This is a genomic window from Haloactinopolyspora alba, from assembly GCF_003014555.1.
Lineage (GTDB): Bacteria > Actinomycetota > Actinomycetes > Jiangellales > Jiangellaceae > Haloactinopolyspora > Haloactinopolyspora alba.
Map to the genome: position 1 here is coordinate 65,836 of NZ_PYGE01000007.1, position 19,095 is coordinate 84,930.

At 70.4% G+C, this 19,095-nt stretch carries 20 protein-coding genes; 13 read left to right on the plus strand and 7 right to left on the minus strand.

Going from position 1 to position 19,095, the window contains the following annotated elements; translation table 11 throughout:
• The first annotated feature begins 48 nt into the window (after positions 1-48).
• From CLV30_RS11415 to CLV30_RS11440, 6 genes are all read left to right on the plus strand, one after another.
• Positions 49-936 (plus strand): LysR family transcriptional regulator, encoded by an 888-nt coding sequence (locus CLV30_RS11415; protein ID WP_106537341.1) that lies wholly within the window; start codon positions 49-51, stop codon positions 934-936.
• Between the two features lie 146 nt (positions 937-1,082).
• Complete coding sequence (locus CLV30_RS11420) at positions 1,083-2,108, plus strand: LacI family DNA-binding transcriptional regulator (protein ID WP_106537342.1); 1,026 nt, start codon at positions 1,083-1,085, stop codon at positions 2,106-2,108.
• A gap of 39 nt (positions 2,109-2,147) precedes the next feature.
• On the plus strand, positions 2,148-3,464 hold the full coding sequence (locus tag CLV30_RS11425; protein ID WP_205740748.1) for an ABC transporter substrate-binding protein: 1,317 nt from the start codon (positions 2,148-2,150) through the stop codon (positions 3,462-3,464).
• A 5-nt stretch (positions 3,465-3,469) separates the two neighbouring features.
• Positions 3,470-4,399 (plus strand): carbohydrate ABC transporter permease, encoded by a 930-nt coding sequence (locus tag CLV30_RS11430; RefSeq protein WP_106537343.1) that lies wholly within the window; start codon positions 3,470-3,472, stop codon positions 4,397-4,399.
• A 17-nt stretch (positions 4,400-4,416) separates the two neighbouring features.
• Entirely contained in the window at positions 4,417-5,226 is an 810-nt protein-coding gene (locus CLV30_RS11435) for a carbohydrate ABC transporter permease (RefSeq protein WP_106537496.1), read from the plus strand.
• A gap of 28 nt (positions 5,227-5,254) precedes the next feature.
• Positions 5,255-6,700 carry a sulfatase family protein gene (locus tag CLV30_RS11440; protein ID WP_106537344.1) on the plus strand — a complete coding sequence of 482 codons (1,446 nt, stop codon included), beginning with the start codon at positions 5,255-5,257 and terminating at the stop codon, positions 6,698-6,700.
• Between the two features lie 10 nt (positions 6,701-6,710).
• Here the strand turns inward: CLV30_RS11440 and CLV30_RS27540 are convergent, their stop codons facing one another.
• From CLV30_RS27540 to CLV30_RS11465, 5 genes are all read right to left on the minus strand, one after another.
• Positions 6,711-7,910, minus strand: a complete 1,200-nt coding sequence (locus tag CLV30_RS27540; protein WP_205740750.1) for a Fic family protein — start codon at positions 7,908-7,910, stop codon at positions 6,711-6,713.
• 62 nt (positions 7,911-7,972) lie between these two features.
• On the minus strand, positions 7,973-9,367 hold the full coding sequence (locus tag CLV30_RS11450; protein WP_106537345.1) for a metallopeptidase TldD-related protein: 1,395 nt from the start codon (positions 9,365-9,367) through the stop codon (positions 7,973-7,975).
• Positions 9,368-9,369: 2 nt separating this feature from the next.
• The gene (locus tag CLV30_RS11455; protein WP_106537346.1) at positions 9,370-10,896 is read right to left on the minus strand and encodes a TldD/PmbA family protein; all 1,527 of its coding nucleotides are present in this window, start codon (positions 10,894-10,896) and stop codon (positions 9,370-9,372) included.
• 32 nt (positions 10,897-10,928) lie between these two features.
• Positions 10,929-11,351 (minus strand): type II toxin-antitoxin system VapC family toxin, encoded by a 423-nt coding sequence (locus CLV30_RS11460; protein ID WP_106537347.1) that lies wholly within the window; start codon positions 11,349-11,351, stop codon positions 10,929-10,931.
• Positions 11,348-11,638: a type II toxin-antitoxin system prevent-host-death family antitoxin gene (locus CLV30_RS11465; RefSeq protein ID WP_205740751.1), complete on the minus strand. Its 291-nt coding sequence runs from the start codon at positions 11,636-11,638 to the stop codon at positions 11,348-11,350. The genes CLV30_RS11460 and CLV30_RS11465 overlap by 4 nt, the downstream gene beginning before the upstream one ends.
• 80 nt (positions 11,639-11,718) lie before the next feature.
• Here CLV30_RS11465 and aroC point away from each other — a divergent pair, with 80 nt between their 5' ends.
• The 4 genes from aroC to aroQ all read left to right on the plus strand — a co-directional run bounded on the left by aroC (position 11,719) and on the right by aroQ (position 15,005).
• The gene (gene aroC, locus CLV30_RS11470; RefSeq protein WP_106537499.1) at positions 11,719-12,918 is read left to right on the plus strand and encodes a chorismate synthase; all 1,200 of its coding nucleotides are present in this window, start codon (positions 11,719-11,721) and stop codon (positions 12,916-12,918) included.
• The gene (locus tag CLV30_RS11475) at positions 12,915-13,424 is read left to right on the plus strand and encodes a shikimate kinase (RefSeq protein WP_106537348.1); all 510 of its coding nucleotides are present in this window, start codon (positions 12,915-12,917) and stop codon (positions 13,422-13,424) included. Before aroC ends, CLV30_RS11475 begins: the two co-directional genes overlap by 4 nt.
• Complete coding sequence (gene aroB, locus CLV30_RS11480) at positions 13,414-14,502, plus strand: 3-dehydroquinate synthase (RefSeq protein ID WP_106537349.1); 1,089 nt, start codon at positions 13,414-13,416, stop codon at positions 14,500-14,502. The genes CLV30_RS11475 and aroB overlap by 11 nt, the downstream gene beginning before the upstream one ends.
• Positions 14,503-14,570: 68 nt before the next feature.
• Positions 14,571-15,005, plus strand: coding sequence for a type II 3-dehydroquinate dehydratase (aroQ, locus tag CLV30_RS11485; protein WP_106537350.1), 435 nt, complete (start codon positions 14,571-14,573; stop codon positions 15,003-15,005).
• A 34-nt stretch (positions 15,006-15,039) separates the two neighbouring features.
• Here the strand turns inward: aroQ and CLV30_RS11490 are convergent, their stop codons facing one another.
• Complete coding sequence (locus CLV30_RS11490) at positions 15,040-15,519, minus strand: hypothetical protein (protein WP_129710980.1); 480 nt, start codon at positions 15,517-15,519, stop codon at positions 15,040-15,042.
• Between the two features lie 104 nt (positions 15,520-15,623).
• On the opposite strand from CLV30_RS11490, the gene CLV30_RS11495 reads away from it, so the two are divergent.
• The 3 genes from CLV30_RS11495 (at position 15,624) to nusB (ending at position 17,807) form a co-directional block, all read left to right on the plus strand.
• On the plus strand, positions 15,624-16,739 hold the full coding sequence (locus tag CLV30_RS11495) for a M24 family metallopeptidase (protein ID WP_240723273.1): 1,116 nt from the start codon (positions 15,624-15,626) through the stop codon (positions 16,737-16,739).
• A gap of 83 nt (positions 16,740-16,822) precedes the next feature.
• Entirely contained in the window at positions 16,823-17,383 is a 561-nt protein-coding gene (gene efp, locus CLV30_RS11500) for an elongation factor P (protein WP_106537353.1), read from the plus strand.
• Between the two features lie 13 nt (positions 17,384-17,396).
• On the plus strand, positions 17,397-17,807 hold the full coding sequence (gene nusB, locus CLV30_RS11505; RefSeq protein WP_106537354.1) for a transcription antitermination factor NusB: 411 nt from the start codon (positions 17,397-17,399) through the stop codon (positions 17,805-17,807).
• Positions 17,808-17,962: 155 nt separating this feature from the next.
• Here nusB and CLV30_RS11510 read toward each other — a convergent pair whose 3' ends face one another.
• Positions 17,963-18,982, minus strand: coding sequence for a M48 family metallopeptidase (locus tag CLV30_RS11510; protein ID WP_106537355.1), 1,020 nt, complete (start codon positions 18,980-18,982; stop codon positions 17,963-17,965).
• Positions 18,983-19,095: the final 113 nt, after the last annotated feature.

Here is a 19,095-nt window from a genome sequence, read left to right on the forward strand (position 1 = left end):
CGATCTGTCCGTACAGTTATCACGAGGCGTGATGAACCGGGGTGGGCGATGGAGTTACGGCAGCTGGTCTACTTCGTCGCGGTCGCCGACGAGGGCGGGTTCGCCCGTGCGGCGCAGCGGCTGCACATCGTCCAGCCCGCCGTGAGCCAGCAGGTCCGCCGGCTGGAGCGCGAGCTGAACGTGCAGCTGTTCGACCGGTCGACCAGGCACGTCCGGCTGACGGCAGCGGGCGAGCGGCTGTTGCCCGAAGCGCGCGAGATCGTCGCGGGTACCGAGCGCGTCCGCCGGTTGGCCGCCGAGATCGCCCACGAGCAGGAAAGCGTGCTCCGCCTCTCGGCCGGCCCTGCGCTCGGTGAGGCCGCGCTGGCGGTGCTGGACCGGCTCCGGACGTCGGAGCCTCCGGTCCGGGTGCGGATGAGCAAACTGGGACTGGCCGAGCGCCTCGACGCGGTGCGTGCCGGCACCGCGCACGCCGCGCTGGTGCGCATCCTGGCGGCGGCTCCCGGCCTCGAGATGGTGCCGCTGTGGACGGAACCGCTCTACGTCGCGCTGCCGGCCACGCACCCGCTGGCAGCGGCGCCGGAGGTCGGCCTCGAGGACCTGGCCGAGATGCCGGTACGGCTCGCGCCCCGGGAACGGAACCCGCCGTTCGTCGACCTGATGCGCCGTGCGTTCCGGTCGGCGGGTATATCACCGCCGATGGGGCCGGAGTTCACGAACCTGCACGACACGCTCACCGACCTCGCGGAGGCCGGACCGTCGTGGACGGTCTTCTACCGCGTCGGCCAGCCGCCCGAGGTCACCGGCGTGGTGTATCGCGAGTTGGGCGAGCCGGCCGCGACGACGTACCTCGCCGTGCCGCCCGGCCCGCCCGCCGAGCCGGTGCGGCGGCTGCTCGACGCCGCGGCCTCGGCCGACCGGGCACAACGGCGATGACGACGCCGCCCGTGGTTGTGGCGATCCGCCGACGGTTCACCGCATCGTGAGCGTCGTCCGGTCCTCCACGGGCCGGGCGTCGTGACGAAAACGAAACCTCCCGCCCTCTTGACGGTTACCGGCCGGTGGTGGTTAAACGTATAACCATGACGCGCTCGAACCAATCGACGTCGCGGGACGTGGCGGCCCGTGCGGGCGTGTCGGTGGCGACCGTGTCGTACGTGATGAACGGGCGCACCGACCGCCGCATCCCGGCCGAGACGCGCGAGCGCGTCCTCGAGGCGGCCGAAGAGCTGGCGTACGCGCCCAACCGGTCGGCGCGCAGCCTGCGGCGTCGCCGCACCGAGCAGGTCTGCCTCGTCGTGGGTTCGATCGGCGTCCCCGCGTACGACCAGCTGGCTCGTGACGTGCATCTGCGCGCCGACGAGGCCGGCTACGGCGTCATCACGCTCGTGGTCGACTCCGCGGCACGCGCGGAGAAGGCCGTCGCACTGTTGCACCAGCGCATCGCCGACGGCGCCGTCGTCGCACCGAGCGTGCCGTATCTGTCGGAGGAGTCGCTGACCGGCATCGCGCGCAGCGGGCTGCCGCTGGTGGTGATGAGCAACACCGCGAAGCCGGACGGTTTCGACGTCGTACGAGCCCCGGAGGCAGCGGCCTGTACCCAGGCCCTCGATCATTTGTTCGGGAGCGGACGGCGGCGGATCGCCTTCATGGGCCACGAACACGAGCTCGACGACGATCCGCTGCCGTCCGAACGGTTGGACGCGTACCTGGACGCGCTCGACCGGCACGGCGCACCGCGGGACGGTTCGCTGATCGTCCGCGGCGCCAACGACCGGGTCGCGGCGTACCACGCCGCGACCGGCCTGCTCACCCGCGAAGACCGCCCGGACGCGATCTTCGCGGCGTCCGGGCGTGGTGCCGTCAGCGCCATCTGGGCGGCACGCGACGCGGACCTTTCCGTTCCCGACGACGTCGCGGTCCTGGGCTCCGGAAACCTGCCGGAGAGCCTGATCACGCGCCCCACGCTCAGCACCGTCGGCCCGGCCGACGCGGATGACTTCACCGAGGTCGCCCGTCTGTTGTTCGACCGCATCTCCGCCGGCGTCCCCGCCGAGGGACGCGAGATCACCGACCCGTGGTCGTACAACCACCGCGGTTCGACCTGACTCGCTTCCCGGCCTCGCCCTCCCGAAAGGAGAAAGACCGTGGCCATTCACACCCCCACACGTCGTGACCTTCTGCGCTGGACCGGCGGTGGCGCACTCGCCGGGCTGGCGGCACCGCTGCTCGGTAGTTGCGCCGGTGCGCCGGAAGAGGACTCCGGGAGCACGTCCGGCGGCGACGACGGCGGCGGTTCCGGTGGCGACTTCACCGTCTACTGGAACGCCGGGCACGCCTACGCCGCGTACGACAAGGTGATCGCGGAGTTCGAGGAGGCGCACGGCGTCACCGTGAGCTTCCAGAAGTACCAATGGGACGACCTGCGCACCCGGCTGCTGTCCGACTTCGCCTCCGGAACCGTGCCCGACCTCGTCGAGGAGCCCGGCGGCTGGGTGCAGGAGTTCGCCATCTCCGGTGACGCGGTATCGCTGCAGCAGTACGTCGACAGCGACGGCGCCGAGATGGGCTTCCCGGACGACTGGCAGCCCAGGACGATCTCGCGGAACTCCTACGAGGGCGAGGTCTACGGCATCCAGTTGCATCTGACCTGCATGATGCTGCTGTACAACCGCGGCATGTTCGACAGCGCCGGCGTGCAGCCGCCGACCGACTGGGGCAGCTTCCTCGACGTCGCCGAGAAGCTCACCGGCGACGGTGTCCACGGCTTCGCGATGAACCAGGACGACGGCTACGGCTGGCCGTGGCTGCTGCAGAACGGCGTGCGCTACTACGACCCGGACACCAAGGGGCTGCTCGTGCCCCACGACGCGGCGGCCGCCGCGCTGCAGTTCCAGGCCGACATGGCGCACAAACACGGAGTCTCGCCGGTCCCGACACCGGGCACCGACTACTCCGGGCCGCAGAAGCTGCTGTCGGCCGGGCGTGCGGCGATGATCATCACCGGGCCGTGGGACCTGCTGCCCATCGCCGAGACCAGCCCGGACCTCGATCTCGGCATCGCCCCGGCCCTGCACGAGGCGGAGCAGTCGACCGTGCAGGCGGGGACGAGCCTGTTCGTCCCGGCCAAGGCGAAGAGTCCCGACCTGGCCTGGGACTTCATCAAACGCATCACCGCGCTCGAGGTCGAGGTGGCCGCGACGAAGGAGGCCGGCATGCTCATGCCGCGGCTGTCCTGGGTCCAGGACCCCGTCGTCCAGGAGAACGAGCGGTACGCCGCGTTCGCCGAGGGGTTCGCCTACGCCGTCGACACCAGTGAGAAGCTCCGGCTCACCGGCAAGAGCGGCGAGATCAACGAGCAGCTGTTCCAGACGCTGTACCAGGACGTCGTCATGAACAACACGCCGGCCACGGAGGCGCTCGACAGGTTCCTGGCCGCTGGCCAGAAGGTGCTGGCGAGCTGAGGCGGATGAGACAGCTGACGACCGGACCGCCGCGCCGGCGTCGTCTGCGCGGACCGCTGGCGGTGTTCGCGCCGTCACTCAACCGGCGCTACGTGCTGACGGCCTACGCATTTCTCATACCGGCGTTCGCGTTCTTCGGGCTGATGTTCTATCTCCCCATCGCGAACATCATCACGAACTCGTTCAACACGGGCCCGCAGGCCAACCAGTTCGCCGGGCTCGAGAACTACACGCGGGCGTTCGAGGACGCGTCCGTGCAGAACTCGTTCACGGTCACGTTCATCTTCGGCGCCGCAACGACGATCGGCGCGATCGTCATCGGGCTCGCGCTGGCCCTGCTGCTCAACCAGCCGCTGCGGGGCCGGGTGGTGTTCCGTGCCGCGTTGCTGGTGCCGTATCTCACGTCCGTCGCGATCGTCGGGCTGCTGTGGCGCAACATCCTCGACCCGCAGCTGGGGATCCTGAACCGGCTGCTCATGGATCTGGGCCTGCCCACGCAGTCGTGGCTGAACACGCACCCGCTGGCGACGATCATCGCGGTCACGTTGTGGATGACGGTCGGCTACACGATGGTGCTGTTCCTGGCCGGGCTCCAGGGCATCCCGGAGCAGTACCACGAGGCCGCCACCGTGGACGGGGCGAGTCCGTGGCAGCGGTTCTGGCGCATCACGTTGCCGCTGCTGGCGCCGACGACACTGTTCGTGTCGGTGATGGCGGTGATCAGCGGCCTGCAGGCCTTCGGACAGGCCTACATCATCACCGGTGGCGGGCCGGCGAACGCGACGGATCTGTACATCTTCCACGTGTTCAACGTGGCGTTCACGTCCCGCGACTTCGGCTACGCGTCGGCGTTGTCGTTCCTGCTGTTCATCGTGATCGTGATCTTCACGGTGATCCAGCTGCGGGTCGGCCGGCGGAACGAGGTGCAGTACTGATGCGGCGCGGACCCACCATGACCGCCCGGATCGGCAGCTACGGCGTGCTCGGGGTGGTGGGCGCCATCACGGTGCTTCCCCTGTTGTACATGGGCGCGCTGTCGCTGCAGACCGAGGCGGAGACGCTGTCGGCGAACCCGGTGCTGTGGCCGGAGACCCCGCAGTTCGGCAACTACGCGGAGCTGTTCGAGCGCGCGCCGTTCGGTAACTTCATCATCAACAGCATCGTCGTCACCGGCGGCATCACCGTCGCCCACCTGGTCTTCGACCCGCTGGTGGGCTACGTGTTCGCGAAGTTCCGGTTCCCGCTGCGGAACACGCTGTTCATCGCGCTGCTGACAACGTTGATGATGCCACTGTTCGTGCGGATGATCCCGCTCTACGTGATGATGTCCAACCTGGGGTGGTTGAACAGCTATCAGGCGCTGATCGTGCCGTTCCTGATGGACGCGTTCGGCATCTTCCTGATGCGCCAGTTCATCCAGCCGATCCCGGACGACCTGATCCAGGCGGCACGGATCGACGGGGCCTCCGAGTTGCGGATCTACGCAAGGGTGATCCTGCCGCAGGTCAAGCCGGCTCTGGCGGTCCTGGGCCTGTTCACGTTCGTGTTCCAGTGGAACGAGTTCCTGTGGCCGCTCGTGGCGACCACGACCGAGGACATGCGAACGATTCCGGTCGGGCTGACGTTGTTCAACCAGGAATACTTCACCCTGTGGCACCTGACTGCGGCGGGTTCGGTGATCCTGTTCGTGCCGACGGTGTTGTTGTTCCTGTTCAGCCAGCGCTACTTCGTGCGTGGCATCACGTTGAGCGGGCTCAAGTGACGAACTACTGCAAAAGGGGGAAACCCGTATGGCTGCGGAGCCGGTTGACCATCCGAACGTGATCGTCGTGTTCACCGACCAGCAACGGTGGGACACGACCGGCGTCCACGGCAATCCGCTCGACCTGACACCGGAGTTCGACCGGCTCGCCCGGGCGGGCACCCATGCCGCGCAGGCGTTCACGCCGAACCCGGTGTGCGCGCCGGCCCGGGCCTCCATCCAGACCGGGCAGTACGGGACGGCCAACGGCTGCCATCGCAACGCGCTGAAGCTGCCGGGCGAGGCGCGCACGCTGGCGCATCACTTCGGCGACGCCGGCTACAGCACCGGCTACATCGGCAAGTGGCATCTCGCCGACACCGAGCCGGTGCCGCCCGAGCAGCGGGGCGGCTACGACAGCTGGCTGGGCGCCAACGTGCTGGAGTTCACCTCGGACGCGTACAAGACCGTGGTGTTCGACGAGGACTCCACACCGGTCATGCTCCCCGGCTACCGCTCGGACGCGCTGTTCGACGCGGCCATCCGGTTCGTCGGCGACCACTCCGGCGTCGGCGACGGCACGCGACGGCAGCCGTTCTACCTGTTCCTGTCGGTCATCGAGCCGCATCACCAGAACGAGATCGACGCGTACCCGGCGCCAGAGGGCTACGCCGAGCGATACGACGGCCGGTGGATGCCGCCCGACCTGGCCGCGCTGTCGGCCGAGGGCGGCACAGCCCACCAGCACATGGGCGGGTACTGCGGGCAGGTGCGCCGGGTGGACGAGGGCCTCGGGCGTCTGCTCGACGCGCTGCGCAGCCTCGACCTGCTCGACGACACCATCGTGGCGGTGACCTCCGACCACGGCTGCCACTTCAAGACCCGCAACAGCGAGTACAAGCGGTCCTGCCACGACGCGTCCATCCGGGTGCCGATGGCGCTGCGCGGGCCGGGGTTCGAACACGGCCGGCGCATCGACCGGCCGGTCAGTACCATCGACCTGCCGCCGACGCTGCTGGATGCCGCGGGCCTGACGGTCCCGGACGAGATGCAGGGACGCTCGTTCCTGCCGCTGGTGCGCGATCCCGCCGCGGCCTGGCGGGACGAGGTGCTCGTACAGGTCAGCGAGTCCGAGGTCGGTCGGGCGTTGCGGACGCCACGGTGGACGTACTACGTGGCCGCGCCGGAGGCGCATCCGTGGGACGACCCCGGTGCGGACCGCTACGTCGAGACCGCGTTGTACGACACGGTGAATGACCCGCACCAGCTGGTCAACCTGGCCGGACTGTCGTCGCATCGGCCGGTCGCCGACGAGCTGCGGGCGCGGCTGACGGCTCGCATGGTCGACGTGGGGGAGCGGGAGCCGGAGATCGAGCCGGCGGCGCCGGTCGCGACGTCGCCGCAGCGGCAGGTCGACCCGTACATCCACACCGCCGGCCTGAAACCGGAGCGGCTGGGACACCAGCCACCGCGCGGGCCCGCGGACGCCCGCTGATCGCACCTGATCAGCGGGCGGGGGTGCGCCGGCCGGCGCGGGCGGCGAAGTCGTCGAGCGCCGCCAGGACGTCGCCGCACTGCCAGAGCCGGGTACGCCGCTTCCCGGTGAACTCGGTGATGACGCCGGCCTCGGCCAGCTGCCGGATGGCACGGTGCGCGTTGGCCGACGTGGCGCCCAGATCGTGGCGGACGATGGCGGCGTTGATCACCGGCTGGCGCAGCAACAGGTCGGCGAGGCGCCAGGCGACGGCGTCGCGGCGGGCGTCGACGAGCCCGTTCCACCGCTCCCGCGCCGCGGTGAGGTCACGGACGAGCTGCCGGCCGTTGGCGATGGCGGTGAACGCGGCCTCGGCCATGGACGTCACGATCGGCGCGGGATCGCCGGCACGGTAGGCGGTGAGCGCGTCGAAGTATCCGTCGGTGTCGGTCAGCAGTCCGGCCGAGACCGGCACCGTCACATGGTCGGTCAGGTGCCGTGCACGCAGGATCGAGTGCACGAGCGCGCGGCCGGTGCGGCCGTTGCCGTCGGTGAACGGATGGATCGTCTCGAACTGCGCGTGCGCGACCGCGGCGTGCACGAGCACGGGGACGTCGTCACGCCGGACGAACTCGATCAGGTCGCCCATGGCCGCCGGCACGTGCCGGTGGTGCGGCGGGACGAACACCGCCTGATGAGGGCCGAAGTTGCTGCCGCCGATCCACACCTGCTGGCGGCGCCACCGGCCCGGCTCGTGATCGGGCTGGTGCTCCATGAGGGCGGCGTGCATGGCGAGCACCGCGTCGCCGTCCAGCCGGTCCGCGAGGTCGACAGCGGCACGCATCGCGTGCACGTTGGCGACGATCTGAGTGGCGTTCGAGCGTTCACCCTCGCCGAGCTCGGCGAGCGCGATCGCCCGTGCTCCCGAGGTGAGGTTCTCGATCTGCGACGACGACGTGGACTCCGACCGCAGCAGCAGCGCGCTGAACGGCGCCACGTCGGTGCCGAGCTCCGCGTCGAGCCGGGCGATCTCGATGGACGCCTCGTCGGCCATGGCGAGCACGGACGACGGCAGCGACACGTCCAGCGCGGCGATACGCGGCGGCACAGCGGCCTCGTAGTCGCCGGTGTGGCGGTCGCGCACACGGCGTGGCACGAGCTCGTCCGGCACCGTAGGGTGCCAGTTCAGCTGTTCCCACGTGAGCGCGGGCCATACCGGATCGGATGCCACGCCCCGACCATAGCATCCGAAAACCCCCGATCGAATGCTATTCACGGAGCCGGGGTGGGAGGTCAGGAGGCCTGCGACACCGACGACATGTTGAAATCGGGGACCCGCAGCGCCGGCATGGCCGTACGCGGGAAGTAGTCGCCCCACTCCCGGCTGAACGCGGGCACCGTCGCGCCGGCCCGCGAGAACCGGTCCAGCACCGCTATCGGGCTCTCGTTGAACCGGAAGTTGTTCACCGCGCCGACGACCTCACCGCCCTCGACGAGGTACACCCCGTCCCTGGTCAGCCCGGTCAGCAGCAGAGTCTGCGGGTCGACCGGGCGGATGTACCACAGGCACGTCAGCAGCAGTCCGCGGTCCATGCCGGCCGCCAGGTCCTCGACCCCGCCACCTGCCCCGCTGACCGTCAGCCCGAGGTTGTCCACGGGCGGCGTCGTCGCGAGCCCGGTGAGCCCGGCCGAGTGCCGGGTCTGCAGCAACGCCGACAGTTCGCCGTCGTCGATCCACTCGGTGGGCCGGACGGGCAGCCCGTTGTCGAACACGCTGGTCTCCGACGACGAGGCGTGGGCCAGTACGACAGGGGAGCACTCCATGCCGGGCGCCGACGGATCCGACCACAGCGACACCGGCCGCGACGAGATCTGCTCGCCCACCCGGGTCCCTTGGCCGGGCCGGGCGTAGACCGAGCGGCCCTCGTGTGCGTCGCGTGCGCCCATCATCCAGTACGCGAAGATCATCAGATCGGCGACGGCGGTGGGCGGCAGCACGGTGTCGTAGCGCCCGGCCGGAAGCTCGATCTGCCGCTCGGCCCAGCCGAGCCGACGCGTCAGTTCGGCGTCCAGTGCCGTGACGTCGATGTCGGACATGTCCCGCGAGGCCTGGCCGACCCATGCCGACCGCGTCCGGTCGCCGGACTTCCCGGTGATGCCGATGTGGCCTTCGGGCTGCTCGTGCCGCAGCCGCAACCCGGTGGACGAGCCCAGGTACGTGGTGCGCACGCCGTGTTCGACGTAGCCGTAGAGCAGCCGCCGTCCGTCGTCGGCGCGGCCGAACGCCTCGCCGAGCGCCGGAGCGATGTCACCGAAGACGCCGGGCGTGGTGCCGGCCGGCTCGTCCGCCCAGTCGGCCGCGGCGTCGCCGGTGACCAGCGGCTGCGCGTCGTCGGCCGGTCCGTTGTCGCGCGCGGCCTGCTCGGCGGCGCGGACCAGCGGTTCGAGGGCCTCGCTGGTCACCGCACTTCGCGCGACGACGCCGGAGGCGGTTCCGGTGCCGCCGCTGAGCGTCGCGATGACGGTGACGTCGCGGGCACGGGTGACACCGTTCGTGGTCAGGGCGTTGTTCGCCCAGCGCAGGTTGGCCGTGGACGTGTCGTCGACGAGCACCACCATGCCGTCGGCCTTGGACAGCTCGAGGCAGCGTTCGACGATCTCCTGCGGTGTCAGTGCGGTGCTCGTCATGGTCACTGACCACCTTCCGCAGCGGTGTTGAGGACGCGGATGTCACGGAACAGCGCCGACGGGCAACCGTGCGAGACCGGTGCGATCTGTCCCGGCTGCGCCTTGCCGCAGTTGAACGCCCCACCGAGACGGTAGGTCTGCGGGCCTCCGACGGCGGCCATGGACCCCCAGAAGTCGGTGGTCGTGGCCTGGTAGGCGACGTCGCGGACCTGTCCGTCGATCTCGCCGCCGCGGATGCGGTAGAAGCGCTGGCCGGTGAACTGGAAGTTGTACCGCTGCATGTCGATGGACCACGACTTGTCGCCGACGACGTAGATGCCGTCCTCGACCTGCGAGATCAGCTCGTCGGTGGACGGACCGCCGTCGGTGGGCTGCAGCGACACGTTGGCCATCCGCTGCACCGGAACGTGGCCGGGTGAGTCGGCGAAGGCGCAGCCGTTGGAACGGGTGGTGCCGAGCGCGCTGGCGTTGGCCGCGGCCATCGCGCGGTCCAGCTGGTAGCCGACGAGAGTGCCACCGCTGATGATGTCCCAGCTCTGTGTCTGCACACCTTCGTCGTCGTAGCCGATCGTGGACAGCCCGTGCGGCGTGGTGCGGTCGCCGGTGACGTGCATGATCGGCGAGCCGTAACGCAGCGTCCACAGCTGGTCCAGGGTGGCGAAGGAGGTGCCGGCGTAGTTGGCCTCGTAACCGAGGGCGCGGTCGAGCTCGGTGGCGTGCCCGACGGACTCGTGGATGGTCAGCCACAGGTTCGTCGGATCGATCACCAGGTCGTAGCTGTCCGGGTGGATGCTCGGCGCGGCGAACTTCTCCGCCAACAGCGGGCCGAGCTCGTCCAGCGCTGCGCCCCAGTCGACGACGCCGTCGGCACCGGTCGCGTACTCCCAGCCGCGGCCGGCGGGCGCGGCGAGGGTGCGCATGGTCTCGAACCGGCCGCTGTCGGCGTCGACCTTCAGCGCTTCGAACTCCGGGTGGATGCGCACTCGCTGCTGTGTGGTGACGGTGCCGTGGTTGTCGGCGTAGAAGGTGTTCTCCTGCACCTGCTGCAGCGTGGCGGTGACGTGGTCGACGGACGCCTGGGCGAGCACCCGCATCGACTGGCCGACCATCCGGTCGATCTTCTCGGAGTCGGGGACGGCGAACGGGTCGATGTCGTAGGCCGACACCCAGGTGACGTCCGGGTGGACCGGCTCCGCGGCCAGCTCCACGCGCGACGGGCTGAGCTCCCGTGACACCTTCGCGAGGTCGACGGCCTGCTCTGCGGTGCGGACCGCCACGTCCGGCGTCAGGTCGACCGCGGCAGCGAAGCCCCACGTGCCCTGGTGCAGGACACGGACGGCGAAGCCGACGTCCTCGCCGTCGCGGCTGCCCTCGAGCCTGCCGTCGCGGAAGCTCAGGTCCTGCGAGCGGATGCGCTCGAAGCGGAAGTCCGCGTGCTCGGCTCCCAGTTCGGTGGCGCGTTGCAGGGCGGCGTCGGCCAGCGATCGCATCGGCAGGGCCATGAATGCGGGATCGATCTCGTGCGGCACGGGGCGAGCCTAGACCAGCCGCCGACGCCACGTCATCGGGATGCCATCGAGAACGGGTCGAGCACACGTACCCCGGTGCGTTCGACGTCGCGGGTGTTGCGTGTGACCAGCGTGAGTCCGTGGCGCTCCGCGGTCGCGGCGATGAGCCCGTCGACGGTGGGGACAGGTTGTCCGGGGGACATCCGGCCCCACACCTCGGCGACAGCAGCATCGACAGCAAGCACACGGTCGGCGAAGTGTGACGTGATGTGCGCGAGCCACGTCGAGAGGCTCTCGGCCTGGCTGTGGTGGCCCCGCGCTCGGACCCGATCGACGCCGCGGTGCAACTCACCGACGGTCAGCGCGCTGATGAACAGGGCGGTGGCGGGGGCCCGCTGCCACCACTGCGCCAACCCCGGGTCGGGTCGGCGTTTGCGCACCTCGGAGGCGACGTTGGTGTCGAGGAGGAACGTCACGTCGTCCCCGTCAGGCCGACGTCTCTCGGCAGGTCCGCCGGACGTTCGGCGACGACGTCGTCGAAGACGGTGGAGGCATCGTCGTCCAGTGGCGCCGCCCCGGTCAGGGCAGCTTTGAAGTCGACCTCGACGTCCAGGCCGGTGAGCTCGCGGAAGTATGCGACGTCGACCACGACGGCCACCTCCTCTCCGTGACGGGTCACGAACTGTGGTCCTTCGTCTGTGGCTTGACGCAACAGTTCACTGAACCGCTGCTTGGCGTCCTGAACCGGCCACTGCATGTCCATCTAGACAGAATTCGCCGGTCCGCAACGGCAGTCCAGGGCGGACCTCTGCCGTCGATGACGAGCGTGGGATGATGCCGGACATGCTCAGATGGCTGACAGCGGGGGAGTCGCACGGCCCGGCGCTGGTCGCGATCCTCGAAGGTCTTCCGGCGGACGTCCAGGTCACGACGGCGGATCTCGCGGCGGCGCTGGCGCGGCGCCGGCTCGGGTACGGCCGTGGCGCGCGGATGAAGTTCGAGGCCGACGACGTCACGTTCGTCGGCGGGGTTCGGCACGGCGTGACCATGGGCGGCCCGGTCGCCGTGCAGGTGGGCAACACCGAGTGGCCGAAGTGGCAGCAGGTGATGTCCGCCGACCCCGTCGACCCCGAGGCGGTCGAGGGCATGGCCCGCAACGCGCCGTTGACGCGTCCCCGCCCGGGCCACGCGGACCTGGCGGGCATGCAGAAGTACGGCTTCGACGAGTCGCGCCCGGTGCTCGAGCGTGCGAGCGCACGAGAGACGGCGGCCCGGGTCGCGCTCGGCGCGGTGGCCGCGGCCTTCCTCCGGCAGGCGTACGACGTGCGGCTGGTGAGCCACACCGTCGAACTCGGGACGGTGGCCGTTCCCGCCGGTGCCCCGGTGCCCGCGCCCGACGACGTCGAGCGCCTCGACGCGGATCCGTTGCGCTGCATCGACGCGGAGACCAGCCAGGCCATGGTGGACGAGGTCGACACCGCGCGCCGCGAAGGCGACACGCTCGGTGGCGTCGTCGAGGTCGTCGTGCACGGCCTGCCGCCGGGCGTGGGCAGCTACGTCCACGGCGACCGCAAGCTGGACGCCCGGCTGGCCGGTGCGCTCATGGGCATCCAGGCCATCAAGGGCGTCGAGGTCGGCGACGGGTTCGGACTCGCCCGCACCCGCGGCTCCGCGGCGCAGGACGAGATCGAGCCGGCCGACGGCGGCGGCGTACGGCGCACGTCGGGTCGTTCCGGCGGCATCGAGGGCGGCATGTCCACCGGCGGGACGCTGCGCGTGCGGGCGGCGATGAAACCCATCTCGACGGTCCCGCGCTCGTTGCGGACCATCGACACCGCCACCGGCGAGGAGGCGCGGGCGCACCACCAGCGCTCCGACGTCTGCGCGGTGCCCGCGGCCGGCGTCGTGGCCGAGGCGATGACCGCGCTGGTCGTCGCACAACTGGCGCTGGAGAAGTTCGGCGGCGACTCCGTCACCGAGACCGCCCGCAACCTGCGCGCGTACGTCGAGTCGATCCCGCGGACGCTGGCGGTGCACCCATGAGCGGGGACGGGCCCGTCGTCGTCCTGGTCGGGCCGCCGGGAGCCGGCAAGACGACGGTCGGCAACGCGGTCGCGTCGACGCTGTCGGTCGGGTTCCGCGACACCGACGTGGACGTCGAGCAGGTAGCGGGCAAGAGCATCGCGGACATCTTCGTCGAGGACGGCGAACCGGTGTTCCGCGAGCTCGAGCGCACCGCGGTCGCAACGGCGCTGGCCGAGCACGACGGGGTGCTGGCGCTGGGCGGCGGCGCGGTGAGCGACGAGACGACGCGTTCGCTGCTGCGCGGTCACCGTGTGGTGTTCCTCGACGTCGGGCTTTCCGACGCCGTCGGCCGGGTGGGTTTCAACCGCGACCGCCCGTTGTTGCTGGACAGCCCACGTGCCCAGCTCAAGCGCCTGCTCGACGAGCGGCGTCCGGTCTACACCGAGGTCGCCTCCGTCACCGTCGACACCAGCGGGCGTGCGCCGGACGACGTCGCCGAGGAGGTCGTAGGGCATGCCCGATGAGCCGACCCGGATCCGGGTCGAGGGTGAGCAGCCGTACGACGTGGTCGTCGGCACGAATCTGCTGGGTGAGCTGCCGCGGTTGCTCGGACAGTCGGTCCAGCGGGTCGCGATCATCCATCCGGGGGCGCTACGCACGAGCGCCGACGTGGTCCGCGACGATCTGCGCGAGCAGGGTTTCGAGGCGCACGCGGTCGAGGTCCCCGACGCCGAGGACGCCAAGTCCGCCGAGGTGGCGGCATACTGCTGGTCGGTCCTGGGCCGTATCGGCATGACGCGGACCGATGCGATCGTCGGTGTCGGCGGCGGTGCGAGCACCGACCTGGCCGGCTTCGTCGCTGCGACCTGGCTGCGCGGGGTGCGCTGGATCCCGGTCCCGACGACGGTGCTCGGCATGGTCGACGCGGCCGTGGGCGGCAAGACCGGCATCAATACCGCGGAGGGCAAGAACCTCGTCGGCGCGTTCCATCCACCCGCCGCCGTGCTGTGCGACCTGGCCACCCTCGAGTCGCTGCCGCCGAACGAGTACGTCGCCGGCCTGGCCGAAGTGGTCAAGGCCGGCTTCATCGCCGACCCGGGCATCCTCGACATCGTGCAGGCCGATCCGGAGGGTGCGGCCCGGCCCGACGGCCCGTACGTGCGTGAGCTGGTGCAGCGATCCGTGCGGGTCAAGGCGGAGGTGGTCGGCGCGGACCTGCGCGAGTCCGGTCTGCGCGAGATCCTCAACTACGGGCACACGCTGGGCCACGCCGTCGAGAAGGTCGAGCGCTACAGCTGGCGGCACGGTGCGGCCGTCTCGGTCGGCATGGTCTTCGCCGCCGAGCTGGGCCGGCTGGCCGGCCGGCTCGACGACGCCACCGCCGACCGGCACCGCACCGTCCTGGAGGCGCTGGGCCTGCCGACGTCCTACTCCGCGGACGCGTGGCCACGGCTGCTGGAGGCGATGCGCGTGGACAAGAAGAGCCGCGGCGACCGGTTGCGGTTCGTCGTCCTGGACGCGCTGGGCAAGCCCGGCATCCTCGAGGCGCCGGACCCGCAACTGCTGACCGCCGCGTACGCCGAGGTCGGCACGTCAGCGTAGACGCGCGGTTCGGCGGCCGGCCGGGCTGAAGGCCGCCCGGTTCGGCCGCGGCGTAGAGTCGTGCACCGATGAGGCAGGTACTGGTGCTCAACGGTCCGAATCTCGGCCGGCTCGGTTCGCGCGAACCCGACGTCTACGGCGACACCACGCATGCCGGGCTCGCCGAGCGGTGCCGCCGACTCGGCGCGGAGCTGGGCCTGGACGTCGAGGTGCGCCAGACCGACGACGAGGCAGAGCTGGTGGGCTGGCTGCACGAGGCCGCCGACGATGCCACGCCGGTGGTTCTGAACCCGGCGGCGTTCACGCACTACTCGTATGCGCTGCGGGACGCGTGTGCGCAACTGCGCGCGCCGCTGGTCGAGGTGCACATCTCGAACCCGGCGGCTCGTGAGGTGTTCCGGCACACCAGCGTCGTCGCGGGGGTCGCGACCGGGACGGTCGCCGGGTTCGGGCCGGCGTCGTACGACCTCGCCCTGCGTGCGGTGGCGGACACGCCGAGCTGACCGGCGGGTCGGTGTCGCGGACGGCAGATGCGTGTCAGAGGGCGTCGAGGAAGCGCCGCGCCTCCTTCGTGTTCATGCCGGTCCGCTCCTTGAGCAGCCGGATGGCGGCGGTTCGGCGCAGCCGGTCCTGCACGACGAGCCGCCGCAGCGTGGCGAGCAGCTCGGCGTCGACGGGCGCGCGGTTGGCCTGCGCGGATTCGGGTTCGGGGGTGGCGGCCGGAGGCTCGGGTTCAGCGAACACCTGCCCGGCCTGGAGCGCGTAGACGACGGCGGTAGCCTGCGACATGGGCAGGCTCGCCTGCTTGTGCAGGTTCTTGGCGGCCTGTTCCGGGTTGCCGCGGGAAGCGACGTCGCGTGTCTCCTCCTGGAGTTCGCGGGTGAGACGGACGCCGGGAGGGGGAGTAGGCGGGGATGAGAACGTGGGTGCGTGTCGGGCGGTCGAGCTTCTCCGAGCGATCGCAAAGCTCATGACGAGGGCCAGGATGACAACGATGATCAGGCCGTAGCTGAGCATGATCAACATGCTAATCGAACGATGATCCATTGCGAAGCAGCAGTCTCATTTTTCGAAATAGTGATACTGTTACCGCAGGTCACAGCGGTGAAAGGATGGTACCCGTGCCGGAGATCCAGCAACAGCGCCGTCATGAACTCGTCGAGCAACTGCATCATGACAACATCGACACTATTCTAGTCACAAACCTGTTCAACATCCATTACCTGACGGGTTTGGCGAGTAGCAACGCGGCGCTGTTGGTGCGGTCGGACGGCGCGGCGGTGCTGGCGACGGACGGACGGTACGCGACCGCCGCGAGCGGGGCGGCGCCGGAGCTCGAGCTGATCGTCGAGCGGCAGGTCGCGCCGGTGCTGGCCGCACGGGCCGCCCGTGACGGGGCCGCGCGGCTCGGCGTCGAGGCACACGACGTCACGCTGGAGCGCGCCGAGTCGATCCGCGCGTCGCTGGCGGAGTCCGGCGCGTCGGGGGAGCCGCCCGAGCTGGTGCACTTCGGCCGTGGCGTCGAGCGGCTGCGGGCGGTCAAGGACGAGTCCGAGATCGCCGCGCTGAGGCAGGCGTGTGCCATCTCGTGCCGGGCGCTCGAGGACCTCTACGCCGCCGGCGGGTTCACCGGCCGCACGGAACGCGAGATCGCGCGCGATCTCGAATGGCGGATGTACGCGCACGGCGCGGACGGGGTGGCGTTCGAGACGATCGTCGCCGCGGGCCCGAACAGCGCCGTCCCGCACCACCGTCCGTCCGACCGGCCGGTGCAGCGCGGCGACCTGCTCAAGATCGACTTCGGTGCGGCGTACGGTGGCTACAACGCCGACTGCACCCGCACCTCGATGGTCGGCGCCGAGCCCGCGGACTGGCAACGCGAGATCTACGACATCGTCGCCAGTGCGCAGCGAGCCGGGCGTGCCGCGTTGACGGTGGGGGACGAATGCATCGGCGTGGACAACGCCAGCCGGGAGGTCATCGAGGCCGCGGGCTACGGCGAGCAGTTCGGTCACGGCACCGGCCACGGTGTAGGCTTGGAGGTGCACGAAGCGCCCACGCTGGGGTATTCGGCGACCGGTACACTGGCCGACCGCATGGCGGTGACCGTCGAGCCAGGGATCTACCTTCCGGGGCGTGGCGGTGTCCGCATCGAGGACACGTTGGTGGTTCGGGCCGCCGGCGGTCCCGACCTGCTCACAGAGACGACCAAGGACCTGCTCGTCCTCGACGTGTGAACGGTGCGTAGCCGGGCCGACGGCCCGGCCGGCCGAACGACGTCGTCCGGACGGCATCGACGACGAGAAGGCAACGTGGCGACGTGGCGACGACGAACGATCTGAAGAACGGCATCGTGCTCAACCTCGACGGCCAGCTGTGGAGCGTCGTGGAGTTCCAGCATGTCAAGCCGGGCAAGGGCGGCGCATTCGTGCGCACCAAGCTGAAGAACGTGCTCTCCGGCAAGGTGGTCGACAAGACCTTCAACGCCGGCGTCAAGGTCGACACCGCGAACGTCGACCGGCGGGAGATGACCTACCTCTACCGCGACGGCGACGAGTTCGTCTTCATGGACACCGACACCTACGACCAGATCCACGTGCCGGTCGAGACCGTCGGCGACGCGCAGAACTACCTGCTCGAGAACCGGAACGCGGTCGTGGGCCTGCACGACGGCGTCCCGCTGTTCGTGGAGCTGCCCGCGTCGGTCGTGCTGACCATCGACTACACCGAGCCCGGCGTGCAGGGCGACCGGTCCAGCGGCGGCAGCAAGCCGGCGACGCTGGAGACCGGCTACGAAGTCCAGGTGCCGCTGTTCATCACCACCGGCGAGAAGGTCAAGGTCGACACGCGCGACGGGTCGTACCTCGGCCGAGCCGGCTGACGGGCCGGCGTCGATGCCAGCGAGGAGCCGCGCGCGAAAGCGTGCGCTCGACATCCTGTACGAGTCCGACGTCCGCGGCCTGGGGCTGGGAGCGACGCTGGCGCATCGGATGGCGACGTCGGAACCGCCGCTGAACGAGTACACGGTCGCCCTGGTCGAGGGCGTCATCGCGCACCGGCAGCGCATCGACGAGCTGATCTCGACCTACTCCGAGAGCTGGACACTCGAGCGGATGCCGGCCATCGACCGCAACATCATCCGGGCCGGCATCTACGAGGTGCTCTATCGTGACGACATCCCCGACCCGGTGGCGCTCGACGAGGCAGCGTCACTGGCGGGGGAGCTGTCGACCGACGAGTCCCCGACGTTCGTCAACGGGCTGCTGAGCCGGATCGTGTCGCTCAAGCCCAGCCTCAGCGGATAGCCGCCGCGCCGTTCGTGCGGTGTGGGTGGTGGTGAGGTCTGCGCCCTCGCCCGCGGCTCGCTCGTTCCTCGCTCGCCGATGCCCGTCCGCACCATGGACGCAGACCTCACCACCACCCACGATCCGCGTTCGGCGTCACGGCCCGGCAGCTCACGTCACTGGCGGCGGGCCCGGCCGGCGAGGTTGTCGAAGATCTTGCCGCCGGTGTCGGCGACCCCGTTGGCCACGTCGCGCAACGTCCCGATGAGCGGGTCGGCGGTGCGGCTCCAGGCCTCCTGGTAGGACTTCGCGGCGTTGCGGACCTCGTCGCTGATGGACGCGTCGCGGTCGTCCGAGCGGCGCGGGTAGTCGCCGGCGAGGATCCGGCCGTACTCGCCCGACGTGGCCCACCGGTCGAGCTCGGCGAGGCGCACCACCGCGTGCGGGTGCGACCGGCCCAGCAGGCTGAGCAGCTTGATCAGCCCGTCGCGTGCGTCCTCGGCGGCGTCGTACTCGCGGGCCTGCTGCAGGAACGCGTCGACGCTCATGTTGCCGAGCCGCGAGCCGCCGGCCATCTTCATCAGCGAGCGCTTGGCCGCGTCGGGATCCTGCGCCGTCAGCAGGCCGGCGCGGTCGGAGGACAGTTCGGACTTGCGGTGCCACTCCTCGAGCGCGACGACGATGGCACGCAGCCCGACGTAGCCGAGCGGGATCCACGCGACACGCAGCGCGAGGTTCGTCAGCGCCAGCAGCAGCGTCCGGTAGACGGCGTGCCCGGAAAGGATGTGCCCGACCTCGTGCCCGATGGTGAACCGGCGTTCCTCGGCGTCGAGCAGGTCGAACATGCCGGTGCTGATGACGATGAACGGGTGGTCCGCCCCGATGGCCATCGCTCGCGGGTACGGATCGGAGACGACGTAGAGCTCCGGCGTCTCCGGCAGGTCGAGGATGTGCACGGCGTCGACGAGGTCCTGGTGCACGTCGCGGAACTGCTGCTCGCCGACGCGGACCGTGCCTGCGAGGAAGTGCAGGCGCAGGCTGCGTTCGGTGAACAGGCCGGACATCTTCTTGAGGACGGTGTCGAACCCGCGCAGCGACCGCAGTGCGACGAGGGCGCCGCGGTCGGCGGGGTGTTCGTAGGCGCGGGCGCTGATGTCGGGGAAGCGGATGCGGCTTCGGTCGGGCTCGGTCGTCATGCGGTCATCGTAGGCACGTCGCCGGGTTGGTGTCCCTGGCCGGAGCGGGGTGAATTCGGCCGGACCACGTGCACGCGCCGCCGGCAGGGATAGCCTGCGGTGTCCGATCAGCA